This is a genomic window from Nonomuraea phyllanthi (genome assembly GCF_006334985.2).
GTDB classification, from domain to species: domain Bacteria; phylum Actinomycetota; class Actinomycetes; order Streptosporangiales; family Streptosporangiaceae; genus Nonomuraea; species Nonomuraea phyllanthi.
Map to the genome: position 1 here is coordinate 104,657 of NZ_VDLX02000026.1, position 17,937 is coordinate 122,593.

Consider the following 17,937-nt stretch of genomic DNA (forward strand, 5'->3'; position numbering starts at 1 on the left):
CCGCCGATTCTATCCGAACACGCGTTCTACAGCCTATGGCCGAGCACGTGCAGCTGTGTGGCGATGTCCCTCAGGACGGGGTGGGCGGCGGCGACCTGCTCCAGCGCGACGAGCGCCTCGGTCGCGCCCGCCTCGCCGTCGAGGAGCCTGCTCGGCACCAGGTCGGCGAAGACCCGCACGCCGTGGACGGCGCCGACCGAGAACCCGGTGGCGGTCAGCAGCTCGGCGAGCGTCGCGGCGGCGAAGCGCCGCGGCGTGGGGTCGCGGTCGCCCCACGTGCCCCGGGGGTCGCCGAGCACGGCCCGCGCCTCGTCGAACTGGCCGGCCAGCGCCCGGTGGATGGCGCTGGCGACGGGGTTGGCGGCCAGCACGCTCACCGCGCCGCCCCTGCGCAGCACGCCCGCGACGGCGGTCAGCGCGCTGATCGGGTCTTCGACGTATTCGAGCACGCTGTGGCACAGCACCAGGTCGGCGCTGTCGCGGTCGAGCAGCTCGCCGAGGTCGGCGGCGTCGCCCTGCAGGGAGCGCACGCCGACGCCCTTCTCCTTGGCCCGGCGTTCGAGCGCGGCCAGCGAGTCGGGGCTCGGGTCGACGACGGTGACGGTGTGGCCGAGCGCGGCCAGCGGCACGGCGAACCCGCCGGTGCCGCCCCCGGCGTCCACGATGTCGAGCGCGCGGCGGCCGGTCGCGGCCGCCCGCTCGGCCAGCGCGGATCGCAGCGCGTCCCAGACGACGGCGGTCCTGGCCGCCGCCGGGGTCTTCGTGGCGCCTTCAGCACGCAACGCCGGCTCGCCTCCCTCTCCCCTCGGAAGGGGCCTCGCGACGGGGGGCCGGTGACGGCCTCGCGCCCGTCACGAACGTGCACCCCGCGAACTGCCGATCCGCGGACTGCCCGCCGCGGCCTGCTTCTCACTGGATGGGGCCCAGCCTACGCCGTACGGCGGCCCCGCCGCTCCCCCGGCGGCCCGCACGAGGCAGGGGGTCAGGCGTCGAAGGCGGCCGCCAGCCGCTTCGGCGCGCGCAGCCGCCAGGCGTCCGTCAGCAGCTCGCCCATCTCCTCGGCGCCCACCGCCCCGAAGCGCACCAGCACCGTGGCGTGTCCGTCGTAGTGGGCCGTCGTGAAGAACGTCTCCGGCTCGGCCGCGATGAGCCCGGCCTTCTCCTCCTCGGAGCCCACCGGCAGCACCAGCACGTCGCCCTCCTCGCGGATCCGGGCGAACCATCTGCCGCGGACGTAGAAGGCGGGCGTGCCGTACATGGGCTTCTCGAGGGTCTCGGGCAGCGTCAGCGCGAGTGCGCGCACGTCGTCCTCGGTCACCATGCCCACACGATACGCGGCGGCAAGGGGCGCGTCGCGGCTGGTGACGCGCCACTTGTCCGTCCACATGTGAACGCCGCACGGCCGGCGGCTGGCCTCACCGTACAGCCCCTGTGGTCGAAACGTACCCCGAACGCGCGTTCCTGACGGTGTCTAAAGGGTGAGGCTTGGCTTGAGCTGCTTGAAACGGGCCAGCAGGCCGTTGACGAACTGCGGCGACTCGTCGGTGGACAGCTCGCCCGCCAGGTGCACCCACTCGCTGATCACCACGCCCTCGGGCACGTCGGGCATCCACAGCAGCTCGTACGTGCCGCCGCGCAGCAGGTTGCGGTCGACGGCGGGCATCCGGTCGAGGGTCCAGCCCTCGGCGTAGGTGGTGATGAGCTCGTCGATGCGCGCGTGGTGCCTGGCGACGCCCTCGACGATGGCCGAGGTGTACTCGTTCACCGGGGGCTCCTGCCGCTCCACCCGCTCGGCGAGGATCTTCAGCGGGTCCTCGTCGCGCAGCTCGGCCTCGAAGAGGATGTCCAGTGCCCGCCTGCGTGCTTTGCCGCGTGCCGACACCTCAGGCCCGGCCGAGGTATTCGCCGCTGCGGGTGTCGACCTTGACCTTCTCGCCCGTGGTGATGAACAGCGGGACCTTGATCTCGGCGCCGGTCTCCAGCGTGGCGGGCTTGGTGCCGCCGGTGGAGCGGTCGCCCTGCAGGCCGGGCTCGGTGTTGGAGATGGTCAGCTCGACGGCGGCGGGCAGGTCGACGTAGAGGGCCGAGCCCTCGTTGAACGCGACCGTGGCCAGGGTGTTCTCCAGCATGTAGTTGGCGGCGGTGCCGACGGTGCCGCTGGGGACGTTGACCATGTCGTAGGTCTCGGTGTCCATGAAGACGAAGTCGTCGCCGTCCTTGTACGAGTACTGCATCTCGCGCTTGTCGACGTTGGCCACCTCGACCTTCACCCCGGCGTTGAAGGTCTTGTCGACGACCTTGCCCGAGAGGACGTTCTTGAGCTTGGTGCGCACGAACGCGCCGCCCTTGCCCGGCTTGACGTGCTGGAACTCGACAACGCTCCAGAGCTCACCGCCCTCGAGCTTCAGCACGATGCCGTTCTTGAGGTCGTTGGTCGTCGCCACTCGTTCTTCTCCCGCGTGCGGCCGCTCTAAAGGACGAGCAGCTCCTTGGTCGTCTTCGTGAAAAGTTCCGGCCCGCCCTCACGTGTCACGAGGGTGTCCTCGATGCGAACCCCGCCCCGGCCAGGGAGGTAGACCCCGGGCTCGACGGTGATCGGAACTCGATCCTCTAGTCTACCGGTACGCGACGGGCCGAGGAACGGCTCCTCGTGGATCTCCAGGCCCACACCGTGGCCCAGGCCGTGCCTGAAGTGCTCGCCGTGGCCGGCGTCCTCGATGACGGAACGCGCCGCTGCGTCCACCTCCGCGGCCCCCGCGCCGGGGGCGAGCGCGTGCCGGCCGGCCCGTTGCGCCTCGGCGACCAGCTCGTGGATCTCGCGCTGCCACCCGGCGGGTCGGCCCAGGCAGACCGTCCTCGTCATGTCGGCGTGGTAGCCCTGGTAGCGCGCGCCGAAGTCCATCGTGACCAGGTCACCGGCGCGCAGCTCCCGGTCGGAGGGGGCGTGGTGCGGGACGGCGCCGTTCTCGCCGGCGGCGACGATGGTGTCGAACGCGGGCTTGTCGGCCCCGAGCTCGGCCATGCGGTGGTCGAGGAGGCGGGCGAGCTCGCGTTCGGTGACACCGGGGGCGATCTTCCCCGACACGTCGGCGAACGCCTGGTCGGTGATGGCGCAGGCGGTACGCAGGAGCTCCAGCTCGCCGTCGTCCTTGACCGCCCGCAGCAGCTCCACCACCGGCTCCAGCGGCACGAGCCCCTCGCCCAGCCGCCGGTACGTCGCCACGCTCATCCACGCCGCCTCGATGCCGACACCCGGCTCCGCCAGCCGCTCCGCCACGTCGTACGTCTCGGTGGAGGGGACGTCGAGCGTGCGGGCCACGTCGATGTAACGGTTGTCGGTCGCCAGCAGCGCCGTGCCGTCGGCCCTGACCAGGACGGCCGCGTTGGAGCTGGCCAGCCCGGTGAGGTAGCGGACGTTCACGGGGGAGGTGACGAGCAGGGCGTGGACCTCACGGGCGGGCAGCAGCTCGGCGAGGCGCGCGCGGCGTGCCACGTAGTCGACGGTCATGGCGCCAATGTACGTGTTCCTACCCTGGCGTCACCATCGCCCGGCCCGCCGGTGCATCGGACGGGCGGACACCGGGGCCGCGTGATCGCCGGCCGGACCGCCGCCGATCCCGCGCGATCACCCTGCGGGCAGCCGCCGACCCTCCGCGATCACCGCGCGGGCAGCCGCCAGTCCTGCATGAACTGCCCAAGGGGGCCGGACGGGTCCATGTCGCCCTTCTCCGCGGCCCGCGTCAGGTCGTGGTAGACGCCGGCGATGTGGTTCACCGTGGAGTCGACGTGGCCCTCGTCGAACTTCCGCGCCGCCTTCCTGATCTTCTCCCTGGCCTTGGCCGCCACCCGGGGGTCGATCCCGTTCGCGGCCTGCTGCGCCATCAGGGCGTTGTCGAACTCCGACAGCCACTTGCGCCACCCGCCCGGCGGGATCGCCTCGCCCAGGGTCGCCTTGGGCGGGGCCGTCCCGACCAGCACGGTCGGATCCTTCGTGGGTCCCACGGTGCGCACCAGGCTGGACGGGTCGGGGGTGGGCGTCCGCGTGAGCAGATCGGTGGGGATGGCGGTGGGCGGGGCGAACGTGCTGGGCGCGGTCGTCGGGGTGACCTGGGCCACCGGCTCCTCGCGGGTGCCCGCCCACGAGACCATGAACACGGTCACCACCGCGATGACGAGCACGGCGGCGCCGAGCTGGATGAGCAGCTTGCGGTTGCCGGACGGCGGCTCGGGCGGCAGGTCGCCCGCCTGGAAGACGGCGGTGTCGCCGGCCCTGGGGGTGCCGTCGTGGCCCGCGGCCTGGAAGATCTCGGTGGCCCCCTGCCTGCCCCCTGGACCCGTACCGGCACCGGCGCTGGCGCCGAGGCCCGCTCCGCGCACCGCGCCGGGCGCCGTCGGCGGCAGGCCGCCGTCGCGCAGGGAGACGCCTGTCACGGGCGGGGCGGCGGGGTTGGAGCGCGGCCTGGCGATGGTCGCCAGGGCCCGCCGGATCGCCTCGCCGCTGGAGGGCCGCCTGGCGGGCTCCTCGGCGAGCATGGCCAGCACCAGCCGGTCCAGCTCGGCGGGCACCTCCGCCCTGAACGCGCTCGGCGGGGCCGGCTCGCCCCGCGCGCCCGGCTCGAAGGGGGCGCGGCCGCACAGCAGTTCGTAGCAGACGCACCCGAGCGCGTACAGATCGCCGGGGGCGGCCGGCGGCTCCCCGGCGACGCGCTCGGGCGCCAGGTACCGCTCCGAGTCCGGCAGCCGGTCGTCCATCCCGAACCCGACGACCTTGAGCACCCCGCTCCCTGCCCGCCGGAAGCTGTCCGGCCCGACCCTGCCGTGCACCACCCCGGCCCGGTGTGCCGCGTCGAGCCCGGCGGCGGCCTGCCCGACCAGGTCGCAGACCTCGACGATCGTCAGCGACCCCCGCGCGGCCGCCTCCTCGCCGAGGCTGAGCCCGGTGAGGAACTCCATCACCAGGAACGGCGCGCCCTGGTGGTCGCCGACGTCCAGCACCATCGCCACGTTGGGGTGGATCACCCTGGCCACGGCCTGGGCGTGCTGCGTGAGCACCTCCCGCGTGGCGGCACCCGCCGCCCTCGCGGTGAGCACCTTCACGGCCACGACCCAGTCGGCCCGCGTGTCGTACCCCCGCCACACCTCGCCCATCGGCCCACTGTCGATGCGCTCGTCAAGCCGGTACCGGTCAGCGACCAAGGATGGCGTCGCGTCGGACATATCCCCGCCAAATACTCGAAAATCAGGATTTCCGACCAACCATAGGGCCACCGGGCCTTTCCCGCCCCATCATCGCCCCCGCCGCACCATGGCCGCCCGCCGCGCTGTCCCCACGCGGCGCGACCGTCATCACCCGCCGGGCCATCCCCACCCGCCGGGCCGTCCCGCGGACAGGCCCGGCGCGCCCCGGCGGGGACTCAGCCCGCGATGTCCTTGATCGTCTCGATCAGCCGCAGCCGCTCCTCGTGCGTCGCGGCCAGCGGGGTCACGTTGAGCGTGGTCACCCCCGACTCCTTGAGCGCCAGCACCCGGTCGCGCACGAACCCCTCGCTGCCGATCAGCGACATGTTCTCCAGCAGCTCGCCGGGGACCAGCGCGGCCGCCTCCTCCTTCTTGCCCTCCAGGTAGAGGTCCTGGATCTGCTCGGCCTCCTTCTCGTAGCCGTAGCGCCTGGCCAGGTCGTTGTAGAAGTTGCGGCCCTTGGCGCCCATGCCGCCGATGTACAGGGCCGCCATCGGCCGGCCGAACTCCAGCAGCCCGGCCACGTCGTCGCCGATCGCCAGGGACGCCTGCGCGATCACGTCCAGCTCGCCCAGCTCGGGGTCGCGCTTCGCCTTGCCGGCGGCCAGCGAGGGGCCCCACACGTCGGCGGCCTTCTCCGGCACGTAGAAGATCGGCTCCCAGCCCTCGGCCAGCTCGGCGGTCAGCTCGACGTTCTTGGGGCCGATGGCGGCGACCACGATGGGGATGCGGGGGCGTACCGGATGGTTGATGAGCTTGAGCGGCTTGCCGAGGCCCGTGCCCTGCTCGGGCGGGAGCGGCAGCGTGTAGTGGCGGCCGTCGTGCTCCAGGCGCTCGCGCCGCCACACCTTGCGGCAGATCTCGATGACCTCGCGGGTGCGCCCGAGCGGCGCGGTGTACGGCACCCCGTGGAAGCCCTCGATCACCTGCGGCCCCGAGGCGCCGATGCCCAGCGTGAAGCGTCCGTCGGAGACGTAGTCGAGGCCCGCGGCCGTCATGGCCATGAGCGTCGGGGTGCGCGAGTAGATCGGCAGGATGCCCGAGGCGATCTCCAGCCGCTCCGTCTTGGCCGCGATGTAGCCCATCTGGCTGACGGCGTCGAACGAGTACGCCTCGGCCACGAACACGATGTCGAGCCCGGCCCTCTCGTAGTCGGCCAGCTCGGCCACCATCTCCTTGAAGCCGCCCGAGTATTTGAGTGCCATTCCGATGCGCATGCCGGGCTCCCACTGAAACCGAATGATATTCCGTTGCGACGCGACCAGGCTATCGCGTCGGTGGTCCCGGCAGGGAGCCACTAGCCTGGATCACGTGCTGAGCCGGCTCGTCATCGTCGTGAGCGCCGTGGTCGCCGTGGCCCTGGCGGGGCACCGGCTGATCCCCGCGCTCGGCGGGTTCACGCCCGTGCTGGAGAGCCTGCTGCCCTGGCTGGGGCTGACCGTCCCGCTGCTGCTGCTCGGCGCCGCGGTGGCACGTTCCCGGGCGGCCGCGGTCGCCGCGCTGGCGCCGGCGGTGGTGTGGGCCGCCATGTTCGGCTCCACGCTCCTGCGCACGCCGCCCGGCGGCCCCAGCGACCTGGCCGTCGGCACGGTCAACGTGGGCGTCACCAACGACGCCTCCGGCGAGGCCGTGCGGGTGATCGCCAAGGATCTCGACCTGCTGGCCGCGCAGGAGCTGACCAGCGGCGGGCCGGCGGCCAAGCAGCTCAACAAGATGTTCAAGTACCACTATCCGGTCAGCACGGTCGGCCTGTGGAGCCGCTACCCGATCGTCGACACCAAACCGCTCGACGTCGGCATGGGCTGGCCGCGGGCGCTGCGCGCGGTGGTCGACACCCCCAAGGGCAAGGTGACCGTCTACGTCATGCACCTGGCCTCGGCCAGGCCGGGGGCCACCACCTCGCGCGACGCCTCGCTGGCACAGGCCCGCAAGCTCATCGACGCCGACGCCAGCAAGCGCATCCTGCTGCTCGGCGACCTCAACACCGCCACCACCGACCGGGGCATGAGCGGCCTGATCCCGCCGCTGACCGACGCGCAGAGCGCGGCGGGCGAGGGGTTCGGGTTCACCTGGCCGGCGGAGTTCCCCATCACCAGGCCCGACCACATCCTGTTCAAGGGCATGACGGCGACCAAGGCGGGCGTCGCCCCGGCCACCGGCAGCGACCACCGCGCCGCCATCGCCTCACTGCGGCTCTAGGGGCCTCCGTCCCACCGCCGCTCCGGCGGCCTCCGCCTCACTGCGGCTCCAGCAGCTTCAGGTCCCGTGGCGTGTCGATGTCCGCCGGGTCGCCGTGCTCGTCGCACGGCACCCCGGTCACCAGCCCGGGGTGGGCCTTCAGGTACGGTCTGGCCCCCACGTCCCCCACGGCCAGTTCCGCCACCCCGGCGAAGTGCTCGCGGGCGATCAGCACGGGATTGCGGCGTTCGCCCCCGTACGTGGCGACGGCCAGCCCGGCGCCCGAGGCGATGAGCGCGCGTACCGCACCCGGCCGGATGAGCGGCTGGTCGACCAGCGCGATCACCACGGACTCGGCCTCCTCCGGCAGCGCGGCGAGCCCGACCCGCAGCGACGATCCCATGCCGGAGGCCCAGTCGGGGTTGCGCACCGTCACCGCGCCCCGCACCTGCACGGTGGCCGCGCCGAGCACGACCACGACGGGGTGGCAGCCGCCCTCCTCCAGCAGCCGCACGCCCCGGTCGACCAGCCGCTCGCCCTCGAACTCCACCAGCGCCTTGGGCGTGCCCAGCCGGGCGCCCCGGCCCGCCGCCAGCAGCAGCCCCGCCACCCGGCCCGTCCTCATGGGGCCTCGTGGTGGATGCGGCCCCGCGTGCTGGACAGCGGGCTCCCGGAGCCGCCCCAGCGCAGCTGGATCAGCTCGGCGGCGATCGACACGGCGGTCTCCTCGGGGGTGCGCGCGCCGAGGTCGAGCCCGATCGGCGAGCGCAGCCTGGCCAGCTCGGCGTCGGTGAGCCCGGACTCGCGCAGCCGCGCCAGGCGGTCCTCGTGGGTGCGCCGCGAGCCCATGGCGCCGACGTACCCGGCGTCCGTCCGCAGGGCCACCTCCAGCAGCGGCACGTCGAACTTGGGGTCGTGGGTGAGCACGCAGATCACCGTGCGCTCGTCCACCTGGACGGACGACAGGTAGTCGTGCGGCCACTTGACCACGACCTCGTCGGCCTCGGGGAAGCGCTTGGAGGTGGCGAAGACCGGGCGGGCGTCGCAGACCGTGACGTGGTAGCCGAGGAACTTGCCCACCCGGGCCACGGCCGCCGCGAAGTCGATGGCCCCGAACACGAGCATGCGCGGCGGCGGCGCGAACGACTGGACGAACACCGCCAGGTCGTCCAGGCGCCGCTCCCCCTCCGCGCCGTAGCGCCTGACGCCGGTCAGGCCCTGGGCGAGCATGCCGCGCGCGTCGTCGTCCACGGCCTCGTCGAGCCGTTCGAGGCCGAGGGTGCCGCTCGAACGCTCCGGCCAGACCACACGGCGGGCACCCATCCGGCCGGGCCCGGAGATGATCGTGGCGACGGCGACGGGCTCGCGCGCCTCGACGGCCCGCGCGATCTCCCCCAGCTCGGGGAACGTCTCCTTCGAGATGGGCTCGACGAGGATGTCGATGATGCCGCCACAGGTGAGCCCGACGGCGAACGCGTCGTCGTCGCTCACGCCGTACCTCTGCAGGATCGGCTGCTCGGCCTCGGTGGCCAGCTCGAACACGGCGCCTTCGACACAGCCGCCGGAGACGCTGCCGACCACCTCCTCGCCGCGCACCGCCATGGCCGCGCCCGGTTGCCGGGGCGCGCTGCTGAACGTGCTGACCACCGTCGCCAGCCCGAACCCGGTCCCCGACCGCCACCACTGGGTGATCTCCGGCAGCACGTCACGCATGGGCCAGCCTTTCGCTCAGTTGCTCAAAAGCGGCCAGGCTGTGCCCGGCCACCAGGTCGTCGAGGTACGGGAGCGCGGCCCGCATGCCACCGGTGAGCGGCTGGTAGTCGTCGTACCCCTTGTGCGGGTTGACCCAGATCACCCGGTGCGCCTGCCTGGCCAGCCGGGCCATCTGCGTGCGCAGCAGGTCAGGATCGCCGCGTTCCCACCCGTCCGAGGCGATCACGACGATCGCCCCTCTCGCGCTGTAACGGGCGAGGAATTCCCGCAGTTCCTCGCCCAGGCGGGTCCCGCCGCTCCAGTCGGGGACAGCCTTCGACACCTCGTTGAGCGCGGTGCCGGGGTCGCGGTGGCGCAACTCGGCCGTGATGGAGGTGAGCCTGGTGCCGACCGAGTAGACCCTGGTGTGCCTGGGCTCGCTCCTGACCAGCGCGTGGGCGAAGCGCAGCAGGGTCTCGGCGTAGGGGGCCATCGAGCCGCTGACGTCCACGAACAGCACGACCGCTCGCGGCCGGGTGGTGTGGCGCCGGTGCCGGAGCCTCGCGATCTCGCCCTTCCGCAGCGCGTCGCGGATGGTGCGGCGCTGGTCGAGCGGCCCCCGGCGGGCGCTCTCGAAGCGGCGCGAGCGCCTGAGCGCCCGCCGCGCCCGCAACAGGGCCAGCATCCGGTGGACCTCGGCCCGCTCGGCGTCGGTCAGCCTGGCCACGTCGCGGTGGCGCAGCACCTCCACCGGGCTCGCCGTCGCGGGCGCCGCCGCCGCGTCCGTGCCGCCGTCGCCCTCGGGACCGGCCGCCAGGTGCCTGGTGACGGAGGTCGCGCCGGTACGGACGAGGGCCGCCTTGCGGCCGCCGAAGTACGCGGCGAAGCACCGGTCATAGCGGGGCAGGTCATCAGGTGTGGCGCAGAGCGTGAGCCGCCCGGCCCAGTAGACCTCGCGGGGCTCGGCCACGTCGAGGTGGTCGAGGGCCCTGAGCATGGTCTGGGTGCGCTCGTGATCGGCTCCGACCCCGGCCGCCCGCAGGGTTCTCGCGAACCCTGTCACGGTGGCGACCAGCTCATCCATGGGACAGCAGCCCGTTGGAGAGCACGGCGGAGACGTCCTCGCGGTATTTCAGCGCCGCCCCCAGGGTGGCCGCGGCGAGGCCCGGATCGAGTTCCTTGGCGCCCAGCGTCAGCAGCGCCTCGGTCCAGTCGAGCGTCTCGGCCACGCCGGGCGGCTTGACCAGGTCCGCCTGCCGCAGCCGCTCGGCCGCGTGCGCCACCTGCGTGGCCAGCGTCTCGGTGCAGCCGGGCAGCCGCCGCAGCAGGATGGCCACCTCCCGGTCGAAGGTGGGGTGCTCCAGCCAGTGGTAGAGGCAGCGCCGCTTGAGCGCGTCGTGCACCTCGCGCGTGCGGTTGGAGGTCACCACGACCACCGGCGGCGTCTCGGCCCTGACCGTGCCCAGCTCCGGGATGGAGATCGTGAAGTCGGAGAGCACCTCCAGCAGGAACGCCTCGAACTCGTCGTCGGCCCGGTCGATCTCGTCGACCAGCAGCACGCTCGGCTGCGTCTCGACGGCCTTGAGCAGGGGCCGCGCGATGAGGAACCTGCGGTCGTAGATCTCGCCCTCCAGCCGGCCCACGTCGGTGATCCCGGCGGCCTCGGCGGCCTTGAGGTGGAGGAGCTGGCGGGCGAAGTCCCAGTCGTAGAGGGCCTGGGCCGCGTCCAGGCCCTCGTAGCACTGGAGCCTGATGAGCGGCGCCCGCAGCAGCGTCGCGAGCGTCTTGGCCAGCTCGGTCTTGCCGACCCCCGCCTCCCCTTCGAGGAACAGCGGCCGGCCCATCCGCAGCGCCAGGAAGGCGGCCGTGGCCAGGCCCTCGTCGGCCAGATAGGCGTGCCGGTCGAGCAGCTCGATGAGCTTGTCCGGCGACTCGATGTCCGTTGCCCTGATGGTCCGCCGCAGCACCCTTTCAGATTACGTCGGCGGCCCGGCTCGGCAAGGTGATCAACCCATGCTCTCCTCACCGCTTTCCCGGATCAGGCCTCGCGCGCCCCACGGCGGACCCCGGTCAGGCCTCGCGCGCCTCGCCGCGCTCGCGGATGAGGGCCGCCAGCTCGGCCGTGGCGCGGACGGCGCGGGGCTTCTCCGAGCCCTGGATGCCCATCGCCCCGATGGTGCGCCCGTCCGAGAAGTCGATCCGCGGCCACGGGTCGCCCGACAGCAGCGTGACCTCCAGGATCTCCGGCCAGGTGTAGCGGTGGGTGCGGACGGCGTTGACGATCGTGACGCCCTCGTCGTCCGCCTCCACCCGCACCCGGCCGAGCAGGTGGAGCACGAACGCCACCGCGCAGCCCAACACCACGAACCCCACCCGGTCGGGCAGCTTGAACGGCTCGGCGATGAAGATCGCCATGGCCACCGCCCCCAGGACGATCAGGGCGGCGGAGCCGTACGCGACGAATCTCGTGCGGCGGGGACGCCAGGTGATGGGCAGGGACGGTGGAGGCACGGACTCTGGCACGAGGGAAACCTACCGCAGGTCAGCGGAGGTCCCTCAGCAGGAGTGCGGTCTCCAGCGCGGCGATGGCCGACTCGTATCCCTTGTCCTCCTTGCTCCCCGGCCGCCCGGAACGCTCCAGTGCCTGGTCGAGCGTGTCGCAGGTGAGCACGCCGTTGCCGACCGGCGTCTCCTCGTCCAGCGAGATCCGGGTCAGACCCGCGGTCACCGAGTCGCAGACGTAGTCGAAATGGGCGGTCTCGCCCCTGATGACCGCGCCCAGGGCCACCACCGCGTCGCAGCGGCGGGCGAGCGCCTGGGCGACCACCGGGATCTCCAGCGAGCCCGGCACGCGTACGACGGTGGCGACGGCGCCGCTGTCGTCGCAGGCTTGTACGGCCCGCGCCACGAGCTGGTCGGTGATCTCGGCGTGCCAGCCGGCCGCCACCACCCCCACCGTCAGCCCCGCGGCGTCGGGTGCCGCGACGTCCGGGCGTCCCTGCCCGCTCATGAAGCCTCCGAGATGTGGTCCGAGATGTCGTCCGGGATCTGCTCCGGGGTCTGCCCGGTGATCTGATGGCCGAGGCGGTCGCGCTTGGCCGTGAGGTAGCGCTCGTTGTGCGGGTTCATGTGCACGGGCACGGGCTCGCGCCCGAGGACCTTGATGCCGTAGCCGTCCATGCCCTTGAGCTTGGCCGGGTTGTTGGTCAGCAGCCGCACGGACTTGACGCCGAGGTCGGCGAGGATCTGCCCGGCGTTGGAGAACTCTCGCGCGTCCACCGGCAGCCCCAGCTCGATGTTGGCGTCGACGGTGTCGCTGCCGTTGTCCTGCAGGCCGTAGGCCTTGAGCTTGGCCAGCAGGCCGATGCCCCGGCCCTCGTGGCCGCGCAGGTAGACGACCACGCCCCGGCCCTCCTGCGCGATGGCCGACATGGCGTGCTCCAGCTGCACCCCGCAGTCGCAGCGCAGCGAGCCGAACACGTCGCCGGTCAGGCACTCGGAGTGGGCCCTGACCAGGATGCTCTCGCCGTCGCCCAGGTCGCCGTAGACGAGCGCGACGTGCTCGCCGCCGTCGAGGTCGCTGGCGTAGCCGTACGCGCGCCACATCCCGTACGCGTTGGGCAGCCGCGTCTCGGCCACCCGCGTCACCATGCTCTCGGCGCGGCGGCGGTGGTCGACCAGCTGCTCGATGGAGACCAGGGCCAGGCCGTGCGTGTCGCAGAAGCGGCGCAGCTCGGGCAGCCTGGCCATGGTGCCGTCGTCGTTGACCACCTCGGCCAGCGCGCCGGCGGCCGAAAGGCCCGCCAGCCTGGCCAGGTCGACGGCGGCCTCGGTGTGGCCGCGCCTGGCCAGCACCCCGCCCTCGCGGTAGCGCAGCGGGAAGATGTGGCCGGGGCGCACCAGCTCGGCGGGCTCGGTGGCGGAGTCGGCGAGCGTGCGGATCGTCTTCGCGCGGTCGGCCGCCGAGATGCCGGTGGTGACGCCGTCGCGGGCGTCCACGGTGATCGTGTACGCCGTGCGCATGCGCTCCTTGTTGTGCACGACCATGAGCGGCAGCCCGAGCCGGTCGAGCTCCTTGCCCTCCATGGCCACGCAGATCACGCCGCTCGTGTGCCTGATCGTGAACGCGCACAGCTCGGGCGTGGCCCGGGCCGCGGCGAAGATCAGGTCGCCCTCGTTCTCCCTGCTCGCGTCGTCGACCACGACGACCGGCCGGCCGTCTCGGATGTCCTCGATGGCCCGTTCGATCGGGTCCAGCCTGATATCGCTCATTGCGCCACCGCCACACTCAGTTCGCTCGTCCGGTATTCGCGCAGCCACTTCACGAAGCCGACGAGGACCAGCGCGAAGAAGATTCCGTACACCCAGCCGGAGACCACCAGCCCCGAACTGAACGCCAGCGGCACGCCCACGAGGTCGACCGCGACCCACACGATCCAGAAGTCCACCAGCGCCCTGCCCTGGGCCCAGGTGGCGACCGCGCTGCCGACGAAGATGTACGCGTCGGCGGCCACCAGGAACGCGCCCTTCGGCAGCGGCTCGTGCGCGCCCCACGACAGGCCGGTGACGAAGAACAGCACCCCGACCACGGCCGTGCCCAGCAGCATGACGGTGACCAGCATCAACCGCTCCCACCACTCGGCGGGGCGCACGCGCAGTTGTCGGCCGTCCTGGGTGCCGCGCCGCCACGCCCACCAGCCGTAGACCGCCAGCCCGGCGAACAGTGCCTGCTTCAGCGCGTTGCCCGTGATGTGGGCGTTGATGGAGGCCACGAACAGCAGCACCGAGCCGGTGAACTGCACCGGCCACGTCCACATCGACTTGCGCATCGCGAGCAGCACCGTCGACAGGGCGGCGATGTTCCCTATCAGGTCGGTCCAGAGCACATGTGTGCCGAATACATCCAATCCGGCGTCCGCCCAGCTCACTTCCCGGCCACCAGCCTCTCCACGTACTTGGCGATCACGTCGGCCTCGATGTTCACCACGTCGCCGACCTGGCGGTCGCCCATGGTGGTGAGCTTGAGCGTCGTGGGGATCAGGCTCACACCGAAGCTTTCGTCGTCAACCGTCGTCACCGTCAGGCTGATTCCGTCGATCGCGATCGAGCCCTTCTCCGCGACGTACGGGCCGAGCTCCTTCGACAGCGAGAACCGCACGTCGTCCCAGCTCTCGCCGGGCTTCCTGGACAGCAGCACGGCGGTGCCGTCGACGTGGCCCTGCACGATGTGACCGCCGAGTCGCTGGTCGGCGCGTACGGCGCGCTCCAGGTTCACCGGGGAGCCCTCGGCGAGGCCGCCGAGCGAGCTGCGATCGAGCGACTCGCGTATCACGTCGACGGTGAAAACGTCGTCCTCGACCTCCACGACCGTGAGGCACACGCCGTTGACCGCGATGGAGTCGCCGTGCTTGGCGTCGGAGGTGACGACCGGGCCGCGCACCGACAGCACGGCCCCGCCGCCCGTCTTCACGATGGCCACCACTTCGCCCTTTTCCTCGATGATTCCGGTGAACATCACTGCTCCCTGCCTGGTTGGGTGACGGGCCGGGCAACAAGCCTCACATCCGGCCCGATGGGGGAAATTTCGTCAAATGTCAGGCGGTGGATGCCGGCGATCGTGCCCACCCCGGCCGCGCCCAGCGCGGCCCTGCCGGAGCCGAGCAGCGCGGGCGCGACGTACGCGACCACCCGGTCGACCAGGCCCCGCCTGAGGAACTCGCCGGCCAGCGTGGGGCCGCCCTCCAGGAACGCGCTGACCACGTCGCGGGCCGCGAGCTCCCGCAGGAGGGCGTCCAGGTCGAGACCATGGGCGTCGCGGGGCAGGCGCAGGAGGTCGGCCTTGAGCGCGGTGTCGGTGTCGTCGGCGACGGCGACGAGCGTGGGGGCGCTGTCGTCGAGGACCCTGGCGTGCCGCGGCGTCCTCGCCCGGCTGTCGACCACCACCCGCACCGGCCTCCGCACGCTCCGGCCGGGATCGGCCGCGCCGGGATCGGTGCTGGACAGGGTGGGGCGGGCGGTGAGGTGGGGGTCGTCGGCCAGGACGGTGCCGATGCCGGCGACGATCGCGTCGGAGGCGGCCCGCAGCCGGTGCACGTCGGCCCTCGCCTCGGGCGAGGTGATCCACTGGCTGGTGCCGTCCTCGGCCGCCGACCGCCCGTCCAGCGTCGCCGCGAACTTCCACGTCACATGCGCGCGCCCGAGCCGCGCGTACGTCAGCCACTCCTCGTTGGCCCGCGCCGCCTCATCGGCCAGCACCCCGATCGTCACGGAGACGCCGTGCGCGCGCAGCCGCGCCGCCCCGCCGGCGGCCTTGGGGTTGGGGTCGGCCACCGCGACCACGACCCGCGCGATGCCCGCCACGAGCAGCGCCCGGCTGCACGGCCCGGTGCGTCCGGTGTGGTCGCACGGTTCGAGGGTCACGTACGCGGTGCCGCCACGCGCCCGCTCGCCCGCCTGCGCCAGCGCCACGACCTCGGCGTGCGGCCCGCCGGCGTACGCGTGGAACCCCTCGCCCACGACCTCGCCGGAGGCGTCCAGCACGACGCAGCCGACGACGGGGTTGGGACTGGTGGTGCCGTGCCCGCGCGCGGCCAGTTCGACGGCGCGCGCCATGTGCGCGGCGTCCTGCGGGGGTATCTCCACCCCGGGCCTCCTACTCGCCAGTAGCTCCAAGCCACGGCGGGCCCCGGGGGATCTCGGCCACGACGCACGAATGCGTCACGGCAGGCGGCCGGCTGGGAAACCGGACACCTCGCGCGCTACCTCCCATCCGGACTTTAACCGTCGGTCCCGGAATTTCACCGGGTCAACCGGCCGATGGCATCGGCCGGGTCGCGGACTGTCACCGCCGGTTCGGAATTTCACCGACCCCGGAGCACGCTAGCTCTTCTGGCTACCAGTGTGCCATGCCCCGATCGGCCGCCGCGACCGCCCCTCCTCTTCGGCCCCGGCGACCCTCGCCACCTGCGCCATCGGCCACCGCCGCCTGCTCGATCGACCACCGCCGGGTGCGCCGGCGATCCCGCCGGCTGGCCCCGCGCACCGGACGGAGCGCGGCCGGGGGCTCTGGTCAGGCCACCATGAGCCGGCGCGCCCGCCGGGCGGCGGGGCTGTAGAGCACATCTCCCGGCACCAGCCCGATCCCGGTCTGCAGCGTGCGCAGCGTGGCCGTCGCCCACAGGTCGCCGAACGGCGTGGCGGGCAGCCCGTACAGGCGTCTCGCCCAGCGCGGCAGCGTGGCGAACGCCAGCAGCGTCAACCCCGGCACCGCGGGCTTGAACGGGGTCAGCTTGAACGGGAGCGGGGCGTTCAGCGACAGGCGCAACGGGTGCGCCGCCTCGGGCACGAACCGCAGCCCCGGCCGCGCGGCCTCGATGTAGTCGCGCAACTCGGCCACCGACCCCGGGACCTCGTCCGCGCTCAACCCCACCACCTCGGCGGCCCGCCGCCACTCCGCGACGAACGCGTCCGCCTCGTCGTCCGACAGCCCCACCCCGGCGCGTCGGGCGACCGACAGGTAGGAGTCGACCTCGCCCACGTGCACCCAGCGCAGCGCGTCGGGCTCGTCGAGATGGAAGGTCGTGCCGGTGTCGGGGTCGTAGGCGGTCAGCCTGGCGTGGATCTTGCGGACGCGCCGCCCGGCCCGTTCGACCTCGGCCTTCGTCCCGTACGTGCGCACGCGTACGAACTCGGTGGTGCGGATGAACCGGGACCAGGCCTCGTGCGGGTCCATGAGCGCGGAGTTCTGCAGCACGCCGCGCATGGCGCGCGGATGCAGGCCCTGCATCAGGAGCGCGCGGATGCCGCCCACCAGCAGGATCGGCTCACCCATCACCCGCCAGGTCACCGAGCGGGGCCCGAAGATTCCATGGTCCCCCATAAGTGAATGATTACCCGAGCTGTGGGCCATTCATGCATTTGTCCCGATTCACGCATCGGGCGATTCACGCATTGGGCGGTTCACGCGTCGGGCGGGCGGGCCAGGCGTCGCCCGGGCAGTTCAGGCGTCGCCCGAGCGGCTCAGACGTCGTCTGGACCCTGCTCAGCCGCCTGGGCACGATCCATACGCCTCTGGCTCCGGTTCATACGTTCCTGGCGTCGGCGGCGGCGCGAAGCGCGTCAACGGCGGAAGCGGGATCGGAGGCCCCGTACACGGCGCTGCCCGCCACGAACACGTCGGCGCCCGCGTCGGCGCAGCGCTCGATCGTACCGGCGTCCACTCCCCCGTCGACCTGCAGCCAGATGCGCCCGCCGTGCCGCCGGATCATCTCCCGCGCCCGCCGCACCTTGGGCAGCACCCCGTCGAGGAACTTCTGCCCGCCGAAGCCCGGCTCCACGGTCATCAGCAGGAGCATGTCGACCTCGCCCAGCAGGTCTTCGTACGGCTCGACGGGCGTGGCCGGGTTGAGCGCCAGGCCGGCCCGCGCACCGAGCGCGCGGATCTCCCGCAGGGTCCTGATGGGCCCCTTGGCCGCCTCGGCGTGGATCGTCACGCTGCCCGCCCCCGCCTCCGCGTACTGCGGCGCCCACCGGTCGGGGTCGGCGATCATGAGGTGGCAGTCGAGCGGCGTCGAGGTCGCCTTGCGCAGCGCCTCGACCACGGGCAACCCGATGGTCAGGTTGGGGACGAAGTGGTAGTCCATGACGTCGACGTGCAGCCAGTCGGCATTGGGCACGGCGGCGGCCTCGTCGGCGAGCCTGGCGAAGTCGGCGGCGAGGATGCTGGGAGAGATCTGTACGGCCATGATGTGCCAAGTCTATGGAACGCCCAGGCGCCCGCACCTCCGGGACATCATCACCGGCCCTACGACCGTCCTCCACCCCGGAACC

Annotated in this window: 20 protein-coding genes and 1 riboswitch; of the genes, 1 reads left to right on the forward strand and 19 read right to left on the reverse strand. The window is 72.7% G+C overall.

The window, feature by feature from the left end; genetic code table 11:
- Positions 1-26 precede the first annotated feature (26 nt).
- The 7 genes from FH608_RS45045 to FH608_RS45075 form a co-directional block, all read right to left on the reverse strand.
- The gene (locus FH608_RS45045; RefSeq protein ID WP_139637316.1) at positions 27-782 is read right to left on the reverse strand and encodes a methyltransferase domain-containing protein; all 756 of its coding nucleotides are present in this window, start codon (positions 780-782) and stop codon (positions 27-29) included.
- A gap of 200 nt (positions 783-982) precedes the next feature.
- On the reverse strand, positions 983-1,321 hold the full coding sequence (locus tag FH608_RS45050) for an MmcQ/YjbR family DNA-binding protein (protein ID WP_139637317.1): 339 nt from the start codon (positions 1,319-1,321) through the stop codon (positions 983-985).
- 150 nt (positions 1,322-1,471) lie between these two features.
- Positions 1,472-1,882 (reverse strand): transcription antitermination factor NusB, encoded by a 411-nt coding sequence (nusB, locus tag FH608_RS45055; RefSeq protein ID WP_139637318.1) that lies wholly within the window; start codon positions 1,880-1,882, stop codon positions 1,472-1,474.
- A 1-nt stretch (position 1,883) separates the two neighbouring features.
- Positions 1,884-2,444: an elongation factor P gene (efp, locus tag FH608_RS45060; RefSeq protein WP_139637319.1), complete on the reverse strand. Its 561-nt coding sequence runs from the start codon at positions 2,442-2,444 to the stop codon at positions 1,884-1,886.
- 26 nt (positions 2,445-2,470) lie between these two features.
- Positions 2,471-3,508 carry a M24 family metallopeptidase gene (locus FH608_RS45065; RefSeq protein WP_139637320.1) on the reverse strand — a complete coding sequence of 346 codons (1,038 nt, stop codon included), beginning with the start codon at positions 3,506-3,508 and terminating at the stop codon, positions 2,471-2,473.
- A 149-nt stretch (positions 3,509-3,657) separates the two neighbouring features.
- Positions 3,658-5,217, reverse strand: coding sequence for a serine/threonine protein kinase (locus tag FH608_RS45070; RefSeq protein ID WP_139637321.1), 1,560 nt, complete (start codon positions 5,215-5,217; stop codon positions 3,658-3,660).
- Positions 5,218-5,414: 197 nt separating this feature from the next.
- Entirely contained in the window at positions 5,415-6,455 is a 1,041-nt protein-coding gene (locus FH608_RS45075) for an LLM class F420-dependent oxidoreductase (RefSeq protein ID WP_139637322.1), read from the reverse strand.
- Positions 6,456-6,549: 94 nt separating this feature from the next.
- On the opposite strand from FH608_RS45075, the gene FH608_RS45080 reads away from it, so the two are divergent.
- Positions 6,550-7,437 (forward strand): endonuclease/exonuclease/phosphatase family protein, encoded by an 888-nt coding sequence (locus tag FH608_RS45080; protein ID WP_226900476.1) that lies wholly within the window; start codon positions 6,550-6,552, stop codon positions 7,435-7,437.
- Between the two features lie 37 nt (positions 7,438-7,474).
- Here the strand turns inward: FH608_RS45080 and FH608_RS45085 are convergent, their stop codons facing one another.
- From FH608_RS45085 to rpe, 12 genes are all read right to left on the reverse strand, one after another.
- Positions 7,475-8,041, reverse strand: a complete 567-nt coding sequence (locus tag FH608_RS45085; protein WP_193318984.1) for a nucleotidyltransferase family protein — start codon at positions 8,039-8,041, stop codon at positions 7,475-7,477.
- Positions 8,038-9,129, reverse strand: coding sequence for an XdhC family protein (locus FH608_RS45090; RefSeq protein ID WP_139637323.1), 1,092 nt, complete (start codon positions 9,127-9,129; stop codon positions 8,038-8,040). Before FH608_RS45090 ends, FH608_RS45085 begins: the two co-directional genes overlap by 4 nt.
- Positions 9,122-10,192, reverse strand: coding sequence for a vWA domain-containing protein (locus FH608_RS45095; RefSeq protein WP_139637324.1), 1,071 nt, complete (start codon positions 10,190-10,192; stop codon positions 9,122-9,124). Before FH608_RS45095 ends, FH608_RS45090 begins: the two co-directional genes overlap by 8 nt.
- Positions 10,185-11,075: an AAA family ATPase gene (locus FH608_RS45100; RefSeq protein WP_139637325.1), complete on the reverse strand. Its 891-nt coding sequence runs from the start codon at positions 11,073-11,075 to the stop codon at positions 10,185-10,187. The genes FH608_RS45095 and FH608_RS45100 overlap by 8 nt, the downstream gene beginning before the upstream one ends.
- Before the next feature lie 103 nt (positions 11,076-11,178).
- Positions 11,179-11,631: a PH domain-containing protein gene (locus tag FH608_RS45105; RefSeq protein ID WP_139637326.1), complete on the reverse strand. Its 453-nt coding sequence runs from the start codon at positions 11,629-11,631 to the stop codon at positions 11,179-11,181.
- Positions 11,632-11,650: 19 nt separating this feature from the next.
- Complete coding sequence (gene ribH, locus FH608_RS45110; protein WP_139637327.1) at positions 11,651-12,118, reverse strand: 6,7-dimethyl-8-ribityllumazine synthase; 468 nt, start codon at positions 12,116-12,118, stop codon at positions 11,651-11,653.
- Positions 12,115-13,380: a bifunctional 3,4-dihydroxy-2-butanone-4-phosphate synthase/GTP cyclohydrolase II gene (locus FH608_RS45115; protein WP_139637328.1), complete on the reverse strand. Its 1,266-nt coding sequence runs from the start codon at positions 13,378-13,380 to the stop codon at positions 12,115-12,117. Before FH608_RS45115 ends, ribH begins: the two co-directional genes overlap by 4 nt.
- Positions 13,377-14,036: a nicotinamide mononucleotide transporter family protein gene (locus tag FH608_RS45120; protein ID WP_139637329.1), complete on the reverse strand. Its 660-nt coding sequence runs from the start codon at positions 14,034-14,036 to the stop codon at positions 13,377-13,379. The genes FH608_RS45115 and FH608_RS45120 overlap by 4 nt, the downstream gene beginning before the upstream one ends.
- Complete coding sequence (locus FH608_RS45125; protein WP_139637330.1) at positions 14,033-14,623, reverse strand: riboflavin synthase; 591 nt, start codon at positions 14,621-14,623, stop codon at positions 14,033-14,035. The genes FH608_RS45120 and FH608_RS45125 overlap by 4 nt, the downstream gene beginning before the upstream one ends.
- Entirely contained in the window at positions 14,623-15,750 is a 1,128-nt protein-coding gene (gene ribD, locus FH608_RS45130) for a bifunctional diaminohydroxyphosphoribosylaminopyrimidine deaminase/5-amino-6-(5-phosphoribosylamino)uracil reductase RibD (protein ID WP_226900477.1), read from the reverse strand. Before ribD ends, FH608_RS45125 begins: the two co-directional genes overlap by 1 nt.
- 109 nt (positions 15,751-15,859) lie before the next feature.
- Positions 15,860-15,990, reverse strand: a riboswitch (FMN riboswitch).
- A 187-nt stretch (positions 15,991-16,177) separates the two neighbouring features.
- Positions 16,178-16,987: an oxygenase MpaB family protein gene (locus FH608_RS45135; protein ID WP_139637331.1), complete on the reverse strand. Its 810-nt coding sequence runs from the start codon at positions 16,985-16,987 to the stop codon at positions 16,178-16,180.
- Positions 16,988-17,189: 202 nt separating this feature from the next.
- Entirely contained in the window at positions 17,190-17,852 is a 663-nt protein-coding gene (gene rpe, locus FH608_RS45140; protein WP_139637332.1) for a ribulose-phosphate 3-epimerase, read from the reverse strand.
- Between the last annotated feature and the right edge of the window lie 85 nt (positions 17,853-17,937).

Bases quoted from the DNA above. Each gene is read 5' to 3' on its own strand.
- FH608_RS45050 (WP_139637317.1), bottom strand. From the start codon at position 1,321: ATGGTGACCGAGGACGACGTGCGCGCACTCGCGCTGACGCTGCCCGAG.
- FH608_RS45065 (WP_139637320.1), bottom strand. From the start codon at position 3,508: ATGACCGTCGACTACGTGGCACGCCGCGCGCGCCTCGCCGAGCTGCTG.
- FH608_RS45070 (WP_139637321.1), bottom strand. From the start codon at position 5,217: ATGTCCGACGCGACGCCATCCTTGGTCGCTGACCGGTACCGGCTTGAC.
- FH608_RS45075 (WP_139637322.1), bottom strand. From the start codon at position 6,455: ATGCGCATCGGAATGGCACTCAAATACTCGGGCGGCTTCAAGGAGATG.
- FH608_RS45085 (WP_193318984.1), bottom strand. From the start codon at position 8,041: ATGAGGACGGGCCGGGTGGCGGGGCTGCTGCTGGCGGCGGGCCGGGGC.
- FH608_RS45090 (WP_139637323.1), bottom strand. From the start codon at position 9,129: ATGCGTGACGTGCTGCCGGAGATCACCCAGTGGTGGCGGTCGGGGACC.
- FH608_RS45095 (WP_139637324.1), bottom strand. From the start codon at position 10,192: ATGGATGAGCTGGTCGCCACCGTGACAGGGTTCGCGAGAACCCTGCGG.
- ribH (WP_139637327.1), bottom strand. From the start codon at position 12,118: ATGAGCGGGCAGGGACGCCCGGACGTCGCGGCACCCGACGCCGCGGGG.
- FH608_RS45115 (WP_139637328.1), bottom strand. From the start codon at position 13,380: ATGAGCGATATCAGGCTGGACCCGATCGAACGGGCCATCGAGGACATC.
- FH608_RS45125 (WP_139637330.1), bottom strand. From the start codon at position 14,623: ATGTTCACCGGAATCATCGAGGAAAAGGGCGAAGTGGTGGCCATCGTG.
- FH608_RS45135 (WP_139637331.1), bottom strand. From the start codon at position 16,987: ATGGGGGACCATGGAATCTTCGGGCCCCGCTCGGTGACCTGGCGGGTG.
- rpe (WP_139637332.1), bottom strand. From the start codon at position 17,852: ATGGCCGTACAGATCTCTCCCAGCATCCTCGCCGCCGACTTCGCCAGG.